The following is a 14,760-nucleotide window of genomic DNA, read 5'->3' as shown; positions in this document are numbered from 1 at the left end:
TCGTAGACGACGACGGACGGAGTGTGCGCGAAGAGGAAGCTCTGCACAGGCCGGACCGTCATGGACAGCAGTGTACCCACGGCGCGGATCGCCACGGTTCGCCGTCTCACGTGATGGTCACCTCTTCCTCGGTGATCACCCCGTCGACGATGCGGTACGAGCGGAGCTCGGGCTGGTCGCCGAGTTCCTCCCTGGTCGAGACGAGGACGTAGTGCGCGTTCGGCTCGGAGGCGTAGGACACGTCGGTGCGCGAGGGGTAGGCCTCGGTGGAGGTGTGGGAGTGGTAGATCACGACGGGCTCCTCGTCGCGGTCGTCCATCTCCCGCCACACCTTCAGCTGCTCGATCGAGTCGAAGCGGTAGAAGGTGGGTGAGCGCTCGGCGTTCTCCATCGGGACGAACCGCTCAGGAACGCCGTCACGACCGGCGATCACCCCGCACGCCTCGTCGGGGTGATCGGCACGGGCGTGCGCAATGATCTTGTCGACAAGATCCTGCGAGATCGTCAGCATGCTGCAGAGATTACCCGGGCCGTCACGAGCTGCTCGACCCCGGAGGGGCGCTCCGGCGCGCGGTCCCGCCAGACGGGAAACACCAGACGGGAACCAAGGGAGACGGGGTCAGCAGGAAAGCGGGAAGGCGGGAGGAAGTCACCAGAGCGCGCGGACGAGGGTGTCCTGGAGGTAGGTCAGCCAGTCGTAGGTCACGAACGCCGGGTACCGGGGATCGTCCTCCGACATCGCGGCGATCTCCTCGTGCACCTCCTCCGTCACCTCCAGCCGCGTGCCCAGCGCCAGCCGTAGGTCGTTGAGGGAGCGCAGCCACGCCTGCGCCTGCTCGGCCGTGAGCTCCGTGCGCCCGGGGCGGGCGGTGTCGAGCATGGTCTGCGCGTCGGCCCGCTTGCCCTCCCGCAACGTCGCCTCGGTGTAGCGGCGGAACTCCTTCGCCGCGGCGTCGTCGGCGTACGCCGAGGGGAACAGCCGGGCCAGCACCGGATCGGTGGGCTTCTCGGCCGCGCCGATGCCCAGCGCGCGCTCCAGCGGGTCGTCGCCGGTCTCACCGGGCGTGACCAGGCCGAGCACCTGCGTCACCATCGAGCGCAGGATCGAGACCTCGGCGGCCTCGAACTGCGCGATGACGCCGCCGCCGTGGCGGGATCTGAAACCCGAACTCACCCGTACCACCTCACGAGAGCGAGTCCGACTGGAGTGTCGCCCACAGGCCGTAGGAGTGAAGAATCTGCACATCGCGTTCCATCTCTTCACGCGTGCCACTCGACACGACGGCCTTGCCCTTGTGGTGGACGTCCATCATGAGCTTCTCGGCCTTCGTCTTGGAGTAGCCGAACACGGTCTGGAACACGTAGGTCACATAGGACATCAGGTTGACCGGGTCGTTCCAGACGATCGTGACCCATGGCAGATCGGGCCGGACGTCCGTTGAAGGACGCTCGACGGCGATTGGAGCGGTGCTACCCACATCCCCGAGTCTGCCCTATCTGGGCCGTAGTCTCGAACTCGTGAGTATGACCATGAGCACTGCGTTGCTTACAGATCACTATGAGCTGACGATGTTGCAGGCCGCCCTGCGGAGCGGGGCGGCGGGGCGGCGGGCGGTCTTCGAAGTGTTCGCCCGCCATTTGCCCGGAGGACGGCGGTATGGGGTGGTCGCCGGCACCGGCCGGGTGCTGGATGAGCTCGAGCACTTCCGTTTCGGTGAGGATGAACTCACCTTTCTCCGGGAGCACGGCATCGTGGACGAGCCGACTCTGGAGTTTCTCGCCGATTACCGATTTTCCGGGAGCGTGTACGGCTACCGCGAGGGCGACCTCTACTTCCCGGGCTCGCCGATCATGGTCGTGGAGGGCACCTTCGCCGAGGCCGTCGTGCTCGAGACGCTCATCCTGTCCGTCCTGAACCACGACTGCGCGATCGCCTCCGCGGCCTCCCGCATGGCCAACGCGGCGGGCACCAGGCCGCTCATCGAGATGGGCTCCCGCCGTACGCACGAGCGGGCCGCGGTCGCCGCCGCGCGCGCGGCCTACATCGCCGGGTTCTCCTCGACGTCGAACCTGATGGCGGGGCGCGAGTACGGCATCCCGACCAGGGGCACGGCCGCGCACGCCTTCACCCTGCTGCACGACAGCGAGCGGGCCGCCTTCGCGGCCCAGATCGCCTCGCTCGGCAAGGGCACGACGCTGCTGGTCGACACCTATGACGTCGCCGAGGCCGTGCGGACGGCGGTGGAGCTGGCGGGCACCGACCTCGGCGCGGTCCGCATCGACTCCGGCGACCTGGCGGCGGCCGCGCAGGAGGTGCGCGAGCAGCTCGACGCGCTCGGCGCCTTCAAGACCCGCATCCTGGTCACCTCCGACCTCGACGAGTACGCCATCGCGGCGCTCGCCGCGGCGCCCGTCGACGGCTACGGCGTGGGCACCTCGCTCGTGACGGGCTCGGGCGTGCCCACGGCCGCACTCGTCTACAAGATGGTGTCCAGGGAGACGGCCGAGGGGACGCTGGAGCCCGTCGCCAAGCGGTCGGTCGGCAAGCCGTCGCGCGGCGGGCGCAAGCACGCCTTCCGCCTGCTCGACGAGCGCGGGCACTACGAGACCGAGTTGGTGACCACCTCCGGCTCGGCGCCGGAGGACGGCATCGCGCTGTTGCACCAGCTGGTGCGCGACGGCGAGATCGTCGGCAGGGAGCCGTTGGACGCGGCGCGCGACCGGCACCGCGGGGCCGTCGCGCGGCTGCCGCTGGAGGCACTGCACCTCGGCAGGGGATACGCGGCGATCCCGACCGAGTTCGCCTGAGCCCCCTGATCTGGACAGGCCCCCGCCGCCCGGGCAGAAGCGGCACGTCGTGAGTAGGCTCGACAGTGTGAGCACCGCATTGATCATCGTGGACGTGCAGAACGACTTCTGCGAGGGCGGCAGCCTTCCGGTGCAGGGTGGCGCCGCAGTCGCCAAGGCGATCAGCGAGCACGTCGCAGCGCATCGTTACGACCACGTGGTGGCCACGCGCGACTACCACGTCGACCCCGGGGTCCACTTCGCGGACGAGCCCAACTACGCCACCACCTGGCCCCCGCACTGCGTCGCGGGCACGAGCGGCGCCGACTTCCACCCCAGCTTCGACACCTCGAAGGTGGAGGAGGTCTTCAGCAAGGGCGCGGGCGCGGCGGCCTACAGCGGTTTCGAGGGCGCCTCCGAGTCGGGTGTCCCGCTGGCCACGTGGCTGGCCGAGCGCGGCGTGCACGCGGTCGACGTCGTCGGCATCGCCACCGACCACTGCGTGCGCGCCACGGCGCTCGACGCGGTCGAGCACGGGCTGGCGGTGCGGGTGCTGCTGGGCCTGACGGCGGGCGTGTCCAGGAACACCACGCAGGCGGCGCTGGGACAACTGAAGGACGCGGGCGCCGTGCTGAGCGGCGCCCCGATGGTCAGCTGACGCCACGCCGGGTAGACAGCGCGCAACCGCCCGATGATGTGATAGTCAAGGCGATGAGAACTCTCCGCTGCCGCGCTACTACGGAGAGCTAGCAAGCTCACCCGACGCGTAGAGGACGTCCCATGCTGTCCATCGCTCTCGGCCTCGCCTGGCTCGTGCTGTCGCCGCTGTGCCTGTGGATCGTCTTCCGCGGCCGCGTCACGGCCAGGATCGGCGCCCTGCTCACGCTGGCCGCGCTGGAGGGGGCGACGGTGGTGCTGAGCCCCGGCCACGAGGCTTCCGACGTCGTCGCGCACGACGTCCCCGCTCCCCCGCGGCCGATCGCGGCGCAGTGCCCGGCGCGGGCGCCCGTCCCGCAGACGGCACGGCTGGCCAGGGACCACCAGCGCCTGGAGCTGTTCTGGTCGGCGCGGCCCGACGAGTGCCAGACCGCCAAGGTCGTCCTGCGCCCGAAGGGACGCCAGTTGCGGGTCTGGGTGCACGAAGGTCCCTGGGACAGCCGGCCCAAGGGGGCGCGCACCGTCCCCGTCCACGTCGTGGGCGACACGGCGTGGCTGCGGATGGCCATCGAGGTGCCGCAGCGCACCCGCTACCAGCCGGTCGACGGGCGCACCGGACGCGACATCGCCGATCGGCAGGATCCCTGACGCCCTCCCGGCAGGCTCCGCGCAGCGCGTCCGTACGGCCGCGCCACGGACTCCTCGCCGTCAGCGCCACAACGACGAAGCGGCCACCAGGTGCACCCTGGTGGCCGCTTCGTCGTCAGCGGGTCAGCGGGATCGTTGCGTCGCCCACTGGCGGATCTTGTCGATGCGCTCCTGCACCTGCTCGCCCGTCGCCTGCGCGATCGGCGGACCGCCGCACGAGCGGCGCAGCTCGGAGTGGATCACCCCGTGGGGCTGCCCGGTGCGGTGGTTCCAGGCACCCACCAGGCCGTTGAGCTCCTTGCGCAGCTCGGCCAGCCGCTCGTGGGGCGACAGCTCCGGCTCGGCGGGCTTGGCCGCGCGCCGCTTGGCGGCCTGCTGGTCGGCCTGGCGCTTGCGCAGCAGCGAGGCGACCTGGTCGGGCTCCAGCAGCCCCGGCAGGCCGAGGAAGTCCTCCTCCTCGGCCGAGCCGACCGCGGCGCCCGTGCCGAACTCGCCGCCGTCGAACAGCACCCGGTCGAAGGTCGCCGAGGTCTCCATCGTCTCGAACGGCAGCTCGTCGCCGAGGACGTCGGGGCTGTCCTTCCTGCGGTTGGCGTCGTCGAGCAGGCTGTCGTCGAGGCCGTCCTCCGGCGGGCGCTTGTTGAGGACGTGGTCGCGCTCGACCTCCATCTCGTTGGCCAGCCCCATGAGGGTCGGCACCGAGGGCAGGAAGACCGAGGCGGTCTCGCCGCGCTTGCGGGCCCGGACGAAACGTCCGACCGCCTGGGCGAAGAACAGCGGGGTGGAGGTCGAGGTGGCGTAGACGCCGACGCACAGGCGCGGGATGTCGACACCCTCGGAGACCATGCGGACGGCGACCAGCCAGCGGTCCTGGGAGGCGGCGAACTGCTTGATCTTCTTGGACGCGCCTGGGTCGTCGGAGAGCACGACCGTGGCGCCCTCGCCGGTGATGTTGCGCAGGTGGCGGGCGTAGGCGCGGGCCGCCTCATGGTCGGTGGCGATGACCAGGCCGCCCGCGTCGGGCACGCCGCGCCGTACCTCGGTCAGGCGGCGGTCGGCGGCCTGCATGACCTGCCGGATCCAGTCGCCCTTCGGGTCGAGGGCGGCCCGCCAGGCCTGGGAGAGCTGGTCCTTGGTCAGCGGGGTGCCGAGCGTGGCGGCGATCTCGTCGCCCGCGCGGGTGCGCCACTTCATCTCGCCCGAGTAGGCCAGGAAGATGACGGGGCGGACGACGCCGTCGGCCAGGGCGGGGCCGTAGCCGTAGGAGTAGTCGGAGACGCTGCGTTTGAAGCCCTCGGCGTCGTCGGCGTACTCGACGAAGGGGATCGGGCTGTCGTCGGAGCGGAACGGCGTGCCGGTCAGGTGCAGGCGCCGGGTGGCGGGCTCGAAGGCCTCACGGATGCCGTCGCCCCACGACTTGGCGTCACCCGCGTGGTGGACCTCGTCGAAGATGACGAGGGTCTTGCGCGCCTCGGTGCGGGCCCGGTGGAGCGCGGGGTGCATGGCGACCTGGGCGTAGGTGACCGCGACACCGGTGTAGTCGCGGGAGGTGGTGCCCTGGCTGTTCTTGAACTCGGGGTCGATCGCGATGCCGACCCGCCCGGCGGCGTCGGCCCACTGACGCTTCAGGTGCTCGGTCGGCGTGACGATGGTGATCGCCCTGATCACGTTCTGCGCGAGCAGTTCGCTGGCGATGCGCAGCGCGTAGGTCGTCTTGCCTGCCCCCGGGGTCGCCACGGTCATGAAGTCCCGTGGCTCGCGTCTGAAATAGAGGTCGAAGGCCTCCTGCTGCCACGCGCGCAGCTTGGTCGCCGTGCCCCATGCGGCCCGGTCGGGATAGGAGGGCGACAGGTGGGATGCCGCGAACGTACTCACGCCATCACCTCTGGGACTCGTGTGCTTCGCTCTCTCACAGTGACCCAAGGGTAATCGGGGGCACCGACAGGACGTGCCGTGCTAAGGGGATCCTGGCCAAGCTCACCTCTGCGTGCTAGGGGGTTTGTCGCACGCTCGTCATCACCGCGTCGAGCGCGTGCCTGCTGGCGGTTTCGTCGGGTTGCAGCAGGCCGACGACGACCACGCTGCTGCCCGGCTTCGTGAGAAGCATCACTCGAAGATACGCCGGTCGGTTCACCACGTCCTTGTACTCCGCGCGCAGCGAACGCGTGTGCCCATCGTACGGGCCGACGGTGATGCGCCTGTCATCGACGACGGTCACCGTGTCGCCGTGCAGCAGCAGGCGCGCGTAGAGCGTGGCCGCCTCGGCGGTCGCCTTCGCCGCGGGAGCCAGGGCCGACCCGGCGGCGGCGGGCGGATCGCTGGGCCGCGCCATCACCAGCGCCCCGCCCGCCGAGCGCGCGGCCGACGTGAAGCCCGTCACCGGCGGCAGGGGGTCCTGCCACCACCCCTCGGGCAGCGGGATCGCGACGCCGGCCGCCGCGTCGACCAGCCGCGCCGCCGGCGCCTGTTCAGGTACGGCCTGCCGCAACGCCATCACGACGAGCCCGGTCCCCAGCCCGCCCGCGACCGCCAGCGCGAGCACCGCCCCCACCCTGGAACGCCACCGGCCGACGGCCCTCCGCGGCGCGGCGGGGGCGCCGTACAGGCGGGCCGACGGCGGCAGCGACTCGGGCCGCGGCTCCGGGTCCGATCGCCGCGCCGTGCGCCTGAGCTGAGGGTTCCAGGGCGGCTCCGGGTCGCGGGAGTCGGGGGGCCACACCCGGCGATCGTCGTCCATGGCGCCGTCTTACCACTCCTTCGCGCGGCCATCAGCGGATTCGTGATCGCTGGGGCGCGAGGGGGAGATGAGTTCAGGCTCTGATCCTGGGAGCGACGGTCAGGGCCGTCAGCGCGACGGCGCCCATGAGGAGCGCGATCACCACGAAGCCGGTGCTGATCTCGGCGGGCGCGTGGCCGATCAGGTTGATCAGCGCGCCGCCGACGCCGATGGCCAGCGCCGAGCCGAGGGTGTCCATGACCTGCAGGGCCGCGGAGTTCTTGCCCTGCTCGGCCTCCGGCGACTGCCGCATCATGGTCACGCTGACCGTGGTGACGGAGATGCCCATGCCGAGGCCGGCCATGATCCAGGCGGGCACGGCGATCCAGCCGCTGAAGGCGGGCAGCACCGTCAGCATCGTGGCCAGCACGCCGAGCAGGACCGCCACGGCGCCGGTACGCAGCAGCTTCTCCGGCGGGAAGGCGCGCTTGCTCTGCAGGTAGGAGCCGGCCGACCAGCCGAGAGCGCCCGTGGTGAGCGCGATGCCCGCCTGGGCGGTGCCGAAGTGCTGGACCTGGGTGAGGACGAGCGGGATGAAGGAGTTGACGCCGAAGAAGGCCGCGGAGTACATGCCGCGCAGCATGATCGTGGTGGGCAGTCCGCGGGCCAGCCTGAGTGCGCCAGGCGGCAGCAGCCTCGGCAGCCCGAACGCCAGCAGGCCCGCGCCGCCCAGGGTCGCCAGCGCGCCGATGACGGCGGACCTGTGCATCTGGTCGACGCCGAACAGCAGCACTCCCGCGCCCGCCGCGGTGGCCCCGGCCGACAGGATCCGCAGCGCCGCGCCCGAGCCGGACTCGGCGCCGTCGTGGACGCTCTGCCTGAGCGCCGGCAGCAGCATGACCAGCGCGGGCACGACCAGCGGGCAGATGCCGTAGAAAACCCAGCGCCAGCCGACGGAGTCGGCCACCAGCCCCGCGACCGCGGGGCCCACCATCGCAGGCACCACCCACGCGGCCGAGAGCCCCGCGAAGACCCTGGGCCTGACCTCCGGCGGGTAGACACGGGCGATCATGACGTAGATGGCGACGATGGCGGCGCCGCCACCCAGCCCCTGCACCACCCTGGCCAGCACGAACAGTTCCTTGGTGGTCGCCGCGCCGGCCAGCGCCATGCCGACGACGAAGAGCGCGACACCGGCCACGAACGGCAGCGCGTGGCCCTTGCGGTCCGACCACAGCCCGGCCACGACGTTGGCGAACAGCCCCGCGATGAGGAAGGCGGAGAAGCTCATGCCGTACAGGTCGAGGGCGTCGAGCTCGCGTGAGATCGCGGGCATCACGACGCCGACGGACATCCCCTCGAAGGCGACGAGAGTCACGCAGAGCAGGATGCCGATGGTCGCCGTGCGGTACTCAGGACCGAAGATTCGAGGAGGTGCGTATGGAGTGTCGAGACTCTTCGGTGCTGTCACCCCAACATCCTAGTTGCACCGGAATCACACCTTGTCGCCGCCTCAGCGGCCCCTGACGGGGGTGACCTTCCTCGGCTTGATGCGCACCGGCCTGCCCGCCATCGGCCCGTCGGGCAGGACGTCCATCATGACCGGCACGATCGGGAAGTCTTCGGAGTCAGGGCCGGGCTGAGCCGGGGAGCCGGCAGGCGCGCCGCCCGCGGCCGCCGCACCGGGCTGGGCACCGGGCTGGGCTCCCTGCTGGGCGCCTCCGGAAGCCGGAGCCCCCTGCTGGGCGCCCGTGGAAGCAGGGGCGGGCTGCTGGCCCGAGGGAGCCGCGGCGGGCGCCTGGGATCCCGCGGCGGCCGATGCGGGTTGCTGGCCCCCTGAAGCGGGGGCGGGCTGCGGGGAGCCCGCCGAGGCCGGGGCCGGTTGCTGCCCCACGGCGGCCGGCGCCGGTTGCTGGCCCACGACTGCGGGCGGAGCAGGCTGCTGGGCGCCCGTGGCAGCCGGGGCCGGCTGGGCGGCCGTCCCGGCCGTGGTGACGGCCTGGGAGCCGGCCTGCGCCGGGGCGAGCTGGGCGCCCGCCGAGGCCGCCTCCGACCGCAGCGCCCGGTAGGCCGCCCACATCTCGTGCATGCGGACCGCCTGACCCTGGGTGAACTCCGTCATGCACCCGTCATAGCTGTAGTCCATGTAGTTGTGGATCGGGTCGAGACCCGGCTGGGCGCAGGTGTCCTTGCCCTCGGGGCAGCCCGCGGTCGGCTGCGCCTGCGGCGGCGTGTCGTCCACTCCGTCACCGGTCCCCGTGCAGCCGTTCTCGAAGGTGTGGAACAGCCCGAGCCAGTGCCCGATCTCGTGGACGGCGGTGCGCCCGCCGTTGAAGTTGGCCAGCGAGCCGCCCGGCAGGCTGCGCCAGTCGACCACGACGCCGTCGGTGCGCGGCATGGTCTGGTACCAGAACGGATAGGTCGAGTAGCCGAGCATCAGGGGGGTGAGCTGGCCGATGTACAGGTTGAGCGTGTCGGACCCGCCCCGGCGCAGCTCCGTCTTGATCGCCGTGTCGTTGGCCAGCGGGTTGGCGAACCACTGCGGCCGGTTCGTGATGGTCACGCCGTCGAGACGGAAGCGTATGCCGGTGTCGGCGCCGCCGTACGAGCCCGCGTAGGCCGCGTTGATGATGGCCACCTGGCTGGCGACCGCCTCGTCGGTGGGCCGCAGGTTGCCGTCGGTCAGCACGTGCACCCACAGCGGCACGGTGACCGAGGCCGCCGGGCCCGCCGACCGCCCGCGCAGCCGCTCCTGAAGGTCGGCGAGCACGTCATCGACGGGTTCGTGGTGGTCGGGCTCGGCGCGGCCACCCGCGGCATGCCCGTGGGCGGCCTGTATGGCGGGCCGGCAGCCCTCAGGTGTGGTCGCGGAGGCTTCCGCGGGTGGTACGGCGACGTGCCCGACAGCGAGCAGGCACATCAGAGCAGCGGCAGACACGCGCCGAGCCATGCAATCCCCCGATACGGCATGAGCTGGTCAACATCGCGACCTTAGCTGCACCGTGGGGCGATCACCCGTGATCGACACTCACTATTTGTTACTGCTTGTTACTGCTTGTTGTCGTCCCCGTCTCCGCCCTTGGGGAGACCCCCATAGATTTCCTTGCATTCAGGGCAGACGGGGTACTTCTTGGGGTCGCGGCTGGGCACCCATACCTTGCCGCACAGGGCGCGGATCGGCGTGCCGGTCACCATGCTTTCGGTGATCTTGTGCTTGTCGGCGTAGTGGGCGAACCGCTCGTGGTCGCCGTCGCCATGCGAGAGCCGCGGCGTGGTTTCCTGCTCAGGAAGGATCTTCGTGCTCACGCCAACGAGTCTATGCGGATCCGGGGCCCGTCCAGGAAAAGGCCCGGCTCCCGCCGCTCGGGGTCGGGAGCCGGGCTTGCCCGCACGGTGTGTCGTCAGCCGACGTGGACGGGCGCGCCCTCGGTCGACTGGCTGCCGCGCTTGACGAACAGCGCCAGGATCGCGGTGAGGATGGCGACGCAGGTGCTCACCAGGAAGGCCAGGTGCATGCCGTCCATGAACGAGCTGTGGACGGCATTGGTGATCACCTGGGCGATCTGGTCCGGCAGGCCCTGGGTGGGCGCCGTGCCGAAGGCGGCCGCCTGCTCCAGCAGGTGCATCTTGTCCGCCGGGATGTCCTTGGCGACCGGGCCGAGGTAACCGGGCAGCCTGTCGGCGATCTCGCCGGCCATGACCGCGCCGAGGATCGCGGTGCCGAGCGCGCCGCCGACCTGCATGGCCGACTGCTGCACGCCACCGGCCACACCGGCGTACTGGGGTTCGACGTTGCCCACGATGATCTCGGTGGCGCCGACGAAGACCGGGGAGAGACCGAAGGCCAGCACCAGGAACGGGATGCCGCTCTCGACGAAGGAGGCGTCGACGCCCAGGCGGGACATCAGGAACATCGCCAGAGCGGTGATCATCAGACCGGCCGCCATCGTGACCTTCGGACCCAGCTTGCCGATCGCCATGCCCGCCAGGGGCGAGGCGATGATCATGCCGGCGCTCATCGGGAGCATCCGCAGGCCGGCCTCGAGCGGCGTCAGGCCGTGCACGCCCTGGAAGAAGAAGCCCAGGAAGAACATGGCGCCGAACATCGCGAAGGCGACCATCATCATCAGGCCGACACCGATGGAGACCGAGGGGTTCTTGAAGATCGACAGCGGCACCAGCGGCTGGCGCGCGATGGCCTGCCACACGATGAACAGCCCCGCCAGCACCGCGAAGCCGATCAGGAAGCCGATGGTCTTGATGTCGCCCCAGCCCCACTCGGGAGCCTTGATGATCGACCAGACCAGCGCGAACATCGCCCCGGACAGCAGCACCACGCCCAGCCAGTCGACCTTCGACATCAGCTGGGACCTGTTCTCCTTGATGATCAACACGCCCATGATCAGCGCCAGCAGGCCGACGGGGCCGTTGATGAAGAACACCGACTGCCAGCTGACGTTCTCCACCAGCAGGCCGCCCACGATCGGGCCCGCCGCGCTGGACAGGCCGATGATGGCACCCCACGCGCCCATCGCCTGGTTCAGCTTCGGCCCCGGGAAGGCGCTGCGGAGCAGGGCGAGCGCGGCCGGCTGCAGCAGCGCGCCGAACAGGCCCTGGAGCACGCGGAAGAAGATCAGCGCGGTGATCGAGCCGGTGAAGCCGATCGCCAGGGACGTCACGGTGAAGCCCGCGACACCGATCAGGAAGATCCGCTTGTGGCCGAAGAGGTCACCCAGCTTGCCCGCGGTGATCAGGAAGACCGCCAGCGCCAGCAGGTAGCCGCTGGTCACCCACTGCAGGTCGGACAGGGACGCGCGAAGTTCCGCGCCGATCACCGGGTTGGCGATGCCGACCACGGTGCCGTCGAGCATCACCATGATCACACCCAGCGACACCGCCAGGAGTGTCAGCCATGGACTGCCCTTCGCACCTCCCTCCGCCTCTGACGGCGTCGGCGCCGCCACCGTCTTGGCTTGAGCCATGGGAGCCCCCTCAGTACGGACGAATCGTTAGCCCGAGCAATTTATGACACAGACTGACAAATGACAAATGGTTTTGTTTGCCAGCACCTGACTTATGGCACACTGTGACAGGGAGGTTGCCATGGGCCTACGAGAACGTAAAAAGGAGAAGACGCGCCTGGCGATCATCGACGCGGCGGTCGACCTGTTCCTCGAACAAGGATACGAGGCGACCACCGTCGAGCAGATCGCGGGTGCGGTCGAGATCTCGGCTCGCACGTTCTTCCGCTACTTCACCAGCAAGGAGCACGTCGTCCTGTGGTTCCACGACCACAGCGAAGGGATCGTCAGCGAGGCGCTCGCGTGCCGTCCCGGTGATGAGCCCCCCTTCGTCTCGCTCCTGCAGGCGCTGCGGGTCATGTTGCACGAGTTCACCGGGGCAACGTCCGAGGACACCGCGAGGTTCCTGAAGATGCGGCAGCTCATGCAGGCCAACCCCGCACTCGCGGGCAAGAGCGTGGCCCGCGGGGTCGAGACCGAGCGGCGGCTGGCCGTCGAGATCGCCAGGCGCCAGGGCCGCGACGCCGAGACCGACCAGCTCCCCCACCTGGTCGTCGCCTACGCCATGGCGACGGTGCGCGTCGGCTTCGAGTGCCCGCGCCCCCAGGAGATCGAGAACGACCTGCCGGCGATGTTCGAGCGCGTGGAGGAGGCGCTCGTCCTCGCCCAGCGGAGCTTCCGGCCCGGCTGGGACCTGGGTGGCTAGTTCATGGTCGGATCGTCGGGGTGGGTGGCGACGAAGGCCAGCTCGCCGCGCTGCCTGCGCAGGACGGTCCGCCACAGGCCACTGGGATCGGCGTTGAAGGTGTCGCCCGCCTCCGAGTCGACGACGTACCACGCGCCTTCGGCGATCTCGCTCTCCAGCTGGCCCGACGTCCAGCCCGCGTAGCCCGCGAAGATCCGCATCTGGGCGATCTCCCCTGCCAGGATCTCCGGCGGCGCGTCCAGGTCGACGGTGCCGAGCCTGGCCACCGACGGCGTGCCGGCGTGGAGCCGCCGCCAGCCCAGGGGCTCCTCCCCGCTGGGCACCGCGGCCAGCGCAAGCGCGCTGTCGGTCTGCACGGGACCACCCTCGAACAGGACGGCGGGCCCGCTCACCAGGGTGTCCCAGACCGGCAGCACCTGGGTGACGGCGATCTCGCTGGGCCGGTTCAGCACGACGCCGAGGGTGCCGCCGTCGACGTCGTGTTCGAGGATCAGCACCACGCTGCGCCGGAAGTTGGGGTCGTCGAGCAGTGGCGTCGCCACCAACAGCCCGCCGACGTAGATCGCCTCCGCCATGCCTCCATCATGACCGGTGTACACGGCATCTCGCGCCCCCAGGTTCGCGATGTTACGGAGCGCATGCATATGGGCACTGTAGGTAGCAAAGATCGCTTTCTCGTGCGCTCAGGAGGAGCCATGACCGCCGGACGCCGACTCGCCCTTCTCGTGGCGGCCGCACCGCTCGGGGCGATCCTCCTGCTGCCGTCGGCCGCCTCCGCGTGGAAGGCGGAGGAGGGCGAGCCGTTCACCATGTCGCTGCGCAGGACCTCCTGCGACACGAACATGGCCGCCGTGGTCCTGAGGAGCACCAGCGACCACCCGTCGGGGTACGCCGTCGCGAAGGACGACCGGCTGGTGGAGCAGGGCACGCTGCGGCCGCACAGGAGCACGACGGTCTACGTGCCGGTGCCGCGCGGCCGTTCGGCGGGGCTCGAGGTCAGCTACACCGCCGACGGCCAGGACGGCAAGCTGGTCGACACGCGGCGCCTGTTCAACGGCTGCCCCCAGCACGGCGACCAGGGCCGCGGACAGGGCGGCGACCACGGCGGCGAACAGGGCCAGGCCCGCTGGGCGCTGTTCGGCGACGACGACGGGCCCGGAGGGCTCTGGGGTGACCGCGACAAGCCCCTGGGCGGCTGGGGCGCCGACGGTCCCTGGTCGAACGGGGGCGACGACAGGCCCGGCGCGTGGGGCGGCGACGGGCCAGGCGCGGACGGGGACGACGACGGCCGCCTGGCGGGGTGGGGACAGGACTGGGGCCACGGCCGCTGGGCGAACTGGCATGACCGCGACGGGCGCCTGCCGCACACCGGGCCGCCCGCGGACCTGCTGGGCAAGCTGGCGACCGGGGCCGGGCTGGTGGTGATGGGCGCGATCGTGTGGTGGTACGGCTCCATCTGGCCGCGCCAGACGCCTGACGGGCCGCTGGTCACCACTCTCACGCCGCGCCGCCGCCATCCGGACCCCGAGCGGTAGGGCGCCGGGAGCTCACCGGACGAAGGCGCCCGCCCTCGCGGCGGCGAGGGCGGCCCTGACCGCCCGCTCGGCGACCCGCTCGTCCACCGGCTCGCGGGTGACCAGCAGCCGGTAGTAGATCGGGGCCGAGACCGCCCGCACCACGTCCATCCCGTCGGTCCCCTCGGGCAGCTCCCCCCTGGTCACCGCCAGGTCGACCACCGCCGCCCACTCCCGCACCCGCCGCAGGTAGAACTCCCGCAACGCGACCTCAGCCTGCTCGTCGCAGGTGGCCGCCGCGATCACGGCCTGCAGTGTCGCCCCCAGCCGCTCGTCGGCGACCGCGCCCAGCACGCCGGCCGCGTTCGCCATCAGGTCGCCCTCCACCGACCCCGTGTCCGCGTGCGGCGCCGACTGGTCGGCCAGCTCCGTCATGAGGTCGATCACCAGCCCCGCCGGCCCGCCCCAGCGCCGGTAGACGGTGGTCTTGCCGACGCCCGCCCGGGCCGCCACCTGGTCCATGGCCAGTCCGTGGAAGCCGCGCTCCACCAGCTCGTCCTGGGTGGCCTCCAGCACCGCGGCGCGCACCCTCGCCGTACGGCCGCCGGGCCGTACCGTTCCCGCCAAATGGGTCTGCTGTTCCATTAAAGCCTCTCATCGTGCTACCGTCTGCCTCATCTTAAAGGAACTTGCGACCCATTAAGGGGCTGT

16 protein-coding genes are annotated in these 14,760 nt (G+C 70.9%); 5 read left to right on the top strand and 11 right to left on the bottom strand.

Annotated elements, in window-relative coordinates; genetic code table 11:
- Nucleotides 1–106 precede the first annotated feature (106 nt).
- The 3 genes from ABZX22_RS34130 to clpS form a co-directional block, all read right to left on the bottom strand.
- The gene (locus ABZX22_RS34130; RefSeq protein WP_354917387.1) at nucleotides 107–511 is read right to left on the bottom strand and encodes a M67 family metallopeptidase; all 405 of its coding nucleotides are present in this window, start codon (nucleotides 509–511) and stop codon (nucleotides 107–109) included.
- A gap of 138 nt (nucleotides 512–649) precedes the next feature.
- Nucleotides 650–1,174, bottom strand: a complete 525-nt coding sequence (locus ABZX22_RS34125) for a DUF2017 domain-containing protein (RefSeq protein ID WP_354917384.1) — start codon at nucleotides 1,172–1,174, stop codon at nucleotides 650–652.
- A gap of 10 nt (nucleotides 1,175–1,184) precedes the next feature.
- Nucleotides 1,185–1,478 carry an ATP-dependent Clp protease adapter ClpS gene (clpS, locus tag ABZX22_RS34120; RefSeq protein WP_354917382.1) on the bottom strand — a complete coding sequence of 98 codons (294 nt, stop codon included), beginning with the start codon at nucleotides 1,476–1,478 and terminating at the stop codon, nucleotides 1,185–1,187.
- Between the two features lie 40 nt (nucleotides 1,479–1,518).
- Here clpS and ABZX22_RS34115 point away from each other — a divergent pair, with 40 nt between their 5' ends.
- The 3 genes from ABZX22_RS34115 to ABZX22_RS34105 all read left to right on the top strand — a co-directional run bounded on the left by ABZX22_RS34115 (nucleotide 1,519) and on the right by ABZX22_RS34105 (nucleotide 4,092).
- Nucleotides 1,519–2,808: a nicotinate phosphoribosyltransferase gene (locus ABZX22_RS34115; protein ID WP_354917379.1), complete on the top strand. Its 1,290-nt coding sequence runs from the start codon at nucleotides 1,519–1,521 to the stop codon at nucleotides 2,806–2,808.
- A gap of 67 nt (nucleotides 2,809–2,875) precedes the next feature.
- On the top strand, nucleotides 2,876–3,445 hold the full coding sequence (locus ABZX22_RS34110) for a nicotinamidase (RefSeq protein ID WP_354917376.1): 570 nt from the start codon (nucleotides 2,876–2,878) through the stop codon (nucleotides 3,443–3,445).
- A 122-nt stretch (nucleotides 3,446–3,567) separates the two neighbouring features.
- Nucleotides 3,568–4,092, top strand: coding sequence for a hypothetical protein (locus ABZX22_RS34105; RefSeq protein WP_354917373.1), 525 nt, complete (start codon nucleotides 3,568–3,570; stop codon nucleotides 4,090–4,092).
- A 123-nt stretch (nucleotides 4,093–4,215) separates the two neighbouring features.
- On the opposite strand, the gene ABZX22_RS34100 is transcribed toward ABZX22_RS34105, so the two are convergent.
- From ABZX22_RS34100 to ABZX22_RS34075, 6 genes are all read right to left on the bottom strand, one after another.
- Complete coding sequence (locus tag ABZX22_RS34100) at nucleotides 4,216–5,967, bottom strand: DEAD/DEAH box helicase (RefSeq protein ID WP_354917369.1); 1,752 nt, start codon at nucleotides 5,965–5,967, stop codon at nucleotides 4,216–4,218.
- 115 nt (nucleotides 5,968–6,082) lie between these two features.
- Nucleotides 6,083–6,829, bottom strand: a complete 747-nt coding sequence (locus ABZX22_RS34095) for a hypothetical protein (RefSeq protein ID WP_354917366.1) — start codon at nucleotides 6,827–6,829, stop codon at nucleotides 6,083–6,085.
- Between the two features lie 73 nt (nucleotides 6,830–6,902).
- On the bottom strand, nucleotides 6,903–8,186 hold the full coding sequence (locus tag ABZX22_RS34090; protein WP_354917363.1) for an MFS transporter: 1,284 nt from the start codon (nucleotides 8,184–8,186) through the stop codon (nucleotides 6,903–6,905).
- Between the two features lie 135 nt (nucleotides 8,187–8,321).
- A complete protein-coding gene (locus ABZX22_RS34085) occupies nucleotides 8,322–9,746 on the bottom strand; it encodes a M43 family zinc metalloprotease (protein WP_354917361.1) in 1,425 nt (474 codons plus the stop codon).
- A 110-nt stretch (nucleotides 9,747–9,856) separates the two neighbouring features.
- The gene (locus ABZX22_RS34080) at nucleotides 9,857–10,114 is read right to left on the bottom strand and encodes a DUF3039 domain-containing protein (protein ID WP_354917359.1); all 258 of its coding nucleotides are present in this window, start codon (nucleotides 10,112–10,114) and stop codon (nucleotides 9,857–9,859) included.
- Between the two features lie 95 nt (nucleotides 10,115–10,209).
- Nucleotides 10,210–11,790 (bottom strand): DHA2 family efflux MFS transporter permease subunit, encoded by a 1,581-nt coding sequence (locus ABZX22_RS34075; RefSeq protein ID WP_354917356.1) that lies wholly within the window; start codon nucleotides 11,788–11,790, stop codon nucleotides 10,210–10,212.
- Between the two features lie 121 nt (nucleotides 11,791–11,911).
- Here ABZX22_RS34075 and ABZX22_RS34070 point away from each other — a divergent pair, with 121 nt between their 5' ends.
- Complete coding sequence (locus tag ABZX22_RS34070) at nucleotides 11,912–12,535, top strand: TetR family transcriptional regulator (protein WP_354917353.1); 624 nt, start codon at nucleotides 11,912–11,914, stop codon at nucleotides 12,533–12,535.
- Here the strand turns inward: ABZX22_RS34070 and ABZX22_RS34065 are convergent.
- The gene (locus tag ABZX22_RS34065; RefSeq protein WP_354917350.1) at nucleotides 12,532–13,110 is read right to left on the bottom strand and encodes a YqgE/AlgH family protein; all 579 of its coding nucleotides are present in this window, start codon (nucleotides 13,108–13,110) and stop codon (nucleotides 12,532–12,534) included. The genes ABZX22_RS34070 and ABZX22_RS34065 overlap by 4 nt on opposite strands.
- Before the next feature lie 120 nt (nucleotides 13,111–13,230).
- Between ABZX22_RS34065 and ABZX22_RS34060 the strand changes: the two genes are divergently transcribed.
- Nucleotides 13,231–14,070: a hypothetical protein gene (locus ABZX22_RS34060; RefSeq protein ID WP_354917347.1), complete on the top strand. Its 840-nt coding sequence runs from the start codon at nucleotides 13,231–13,233 to the stop codon at nucleotides 14,068–14,070.
- 12 nt (nucleotides 14,071–14,082) lie between these two features.
- Here the strand turns inward: ABZX22_RS34060 and ABZX22_RS34055 are convergent, their stop codons facing one another.
- Nucleotides 14,083–14,694, bottom strand: a complete 612-nt coding sequence (locus ABZX22_RS34055) for a TetR/AcrR family transcriptional regulator (RefSeq protein WP_354917344.1) — start codon at nucleotides 14,692–14,694, stop codon at nucleotides 14,083–14,085.
- Nucleotides 14,695–14,760: the final 66 nt, after the last annotated feature.

The organism is Nonomuraea sp. NPDC003804, from assembly GCF_040610675.1.
Taxonomy (GTDB): Bacteria; Actinomycetota; Actinomycetes; order Streptosporangiales; family Streptosporangiaceae; genus Nonomuraea.
Note: the sequence above shows the minus strand (reverse complement) of the source record. Positions and strands in the feature narration are given on the sequence as shown.

Excerpts from the sequence above, each read along its gene's own strand:
- ABZX22_RS34055 (WP_354917344.1), bottom strand. The coding sequence starts at position 14,694 with ATGGAACAGCAGACCCATTTGGCGGGAACGGTACGGCCCGGCGGCCGT.
- ABZX22_RS34095 (WP_354917366.1), bottom strand. The coding sequence starts at position 6,829 with ATGGACGACGATCGCCGGGTGTGGCCCCCCGACTCCCGCGACCCGGAG.
- ABZX22_RS34130 (WP_354917387.1), bottom strand. The coding sequence starts at position 511 with ATGCTGACGATCTCGCAGGATCTTGTCGACAAGATCATTGCGCACGCC.
- ABZX22_RS34060 (WP_354917347.1), top strand. The coding sequence starts at position 13,231 with ATGACCGCCGGACGCCGACTCGCCCTTCTCGTGGCGGCCGCACCGCTC.
- ABZX22_RS34070 (WP_354917353.1), top strand. The coding sequence starts at position 11,912 with ATGGGCCTACGAGAACGTAAAAAGGAGAAGACGCGCCTGGCGATCATC.
- ABZX22_RS34075 (WP_354917356.1), bottom strand. The coding sequence starts at position 11,790 with ATGGCTCAAGCCAAGACGGTGGCGGCGCCGACGCCGTCAGAGGCGGAG.
- ABZX22_RS34105 (WP_354917373.1), top strand. The coding sequence starts at position 3,568 with ATGCTGTCCATCGCTCTCGGCCTCGCCTGGCTCGTGCTGTCGCCGCTG.
- ABZX22_RS34065 (WP_354917350.1), bottom strand. The coding sequence starts at position 13,110 with ATGGCGGAGGCGATCTACGTCGGCGGGCTGTTGGTGGCGACGCCACTG.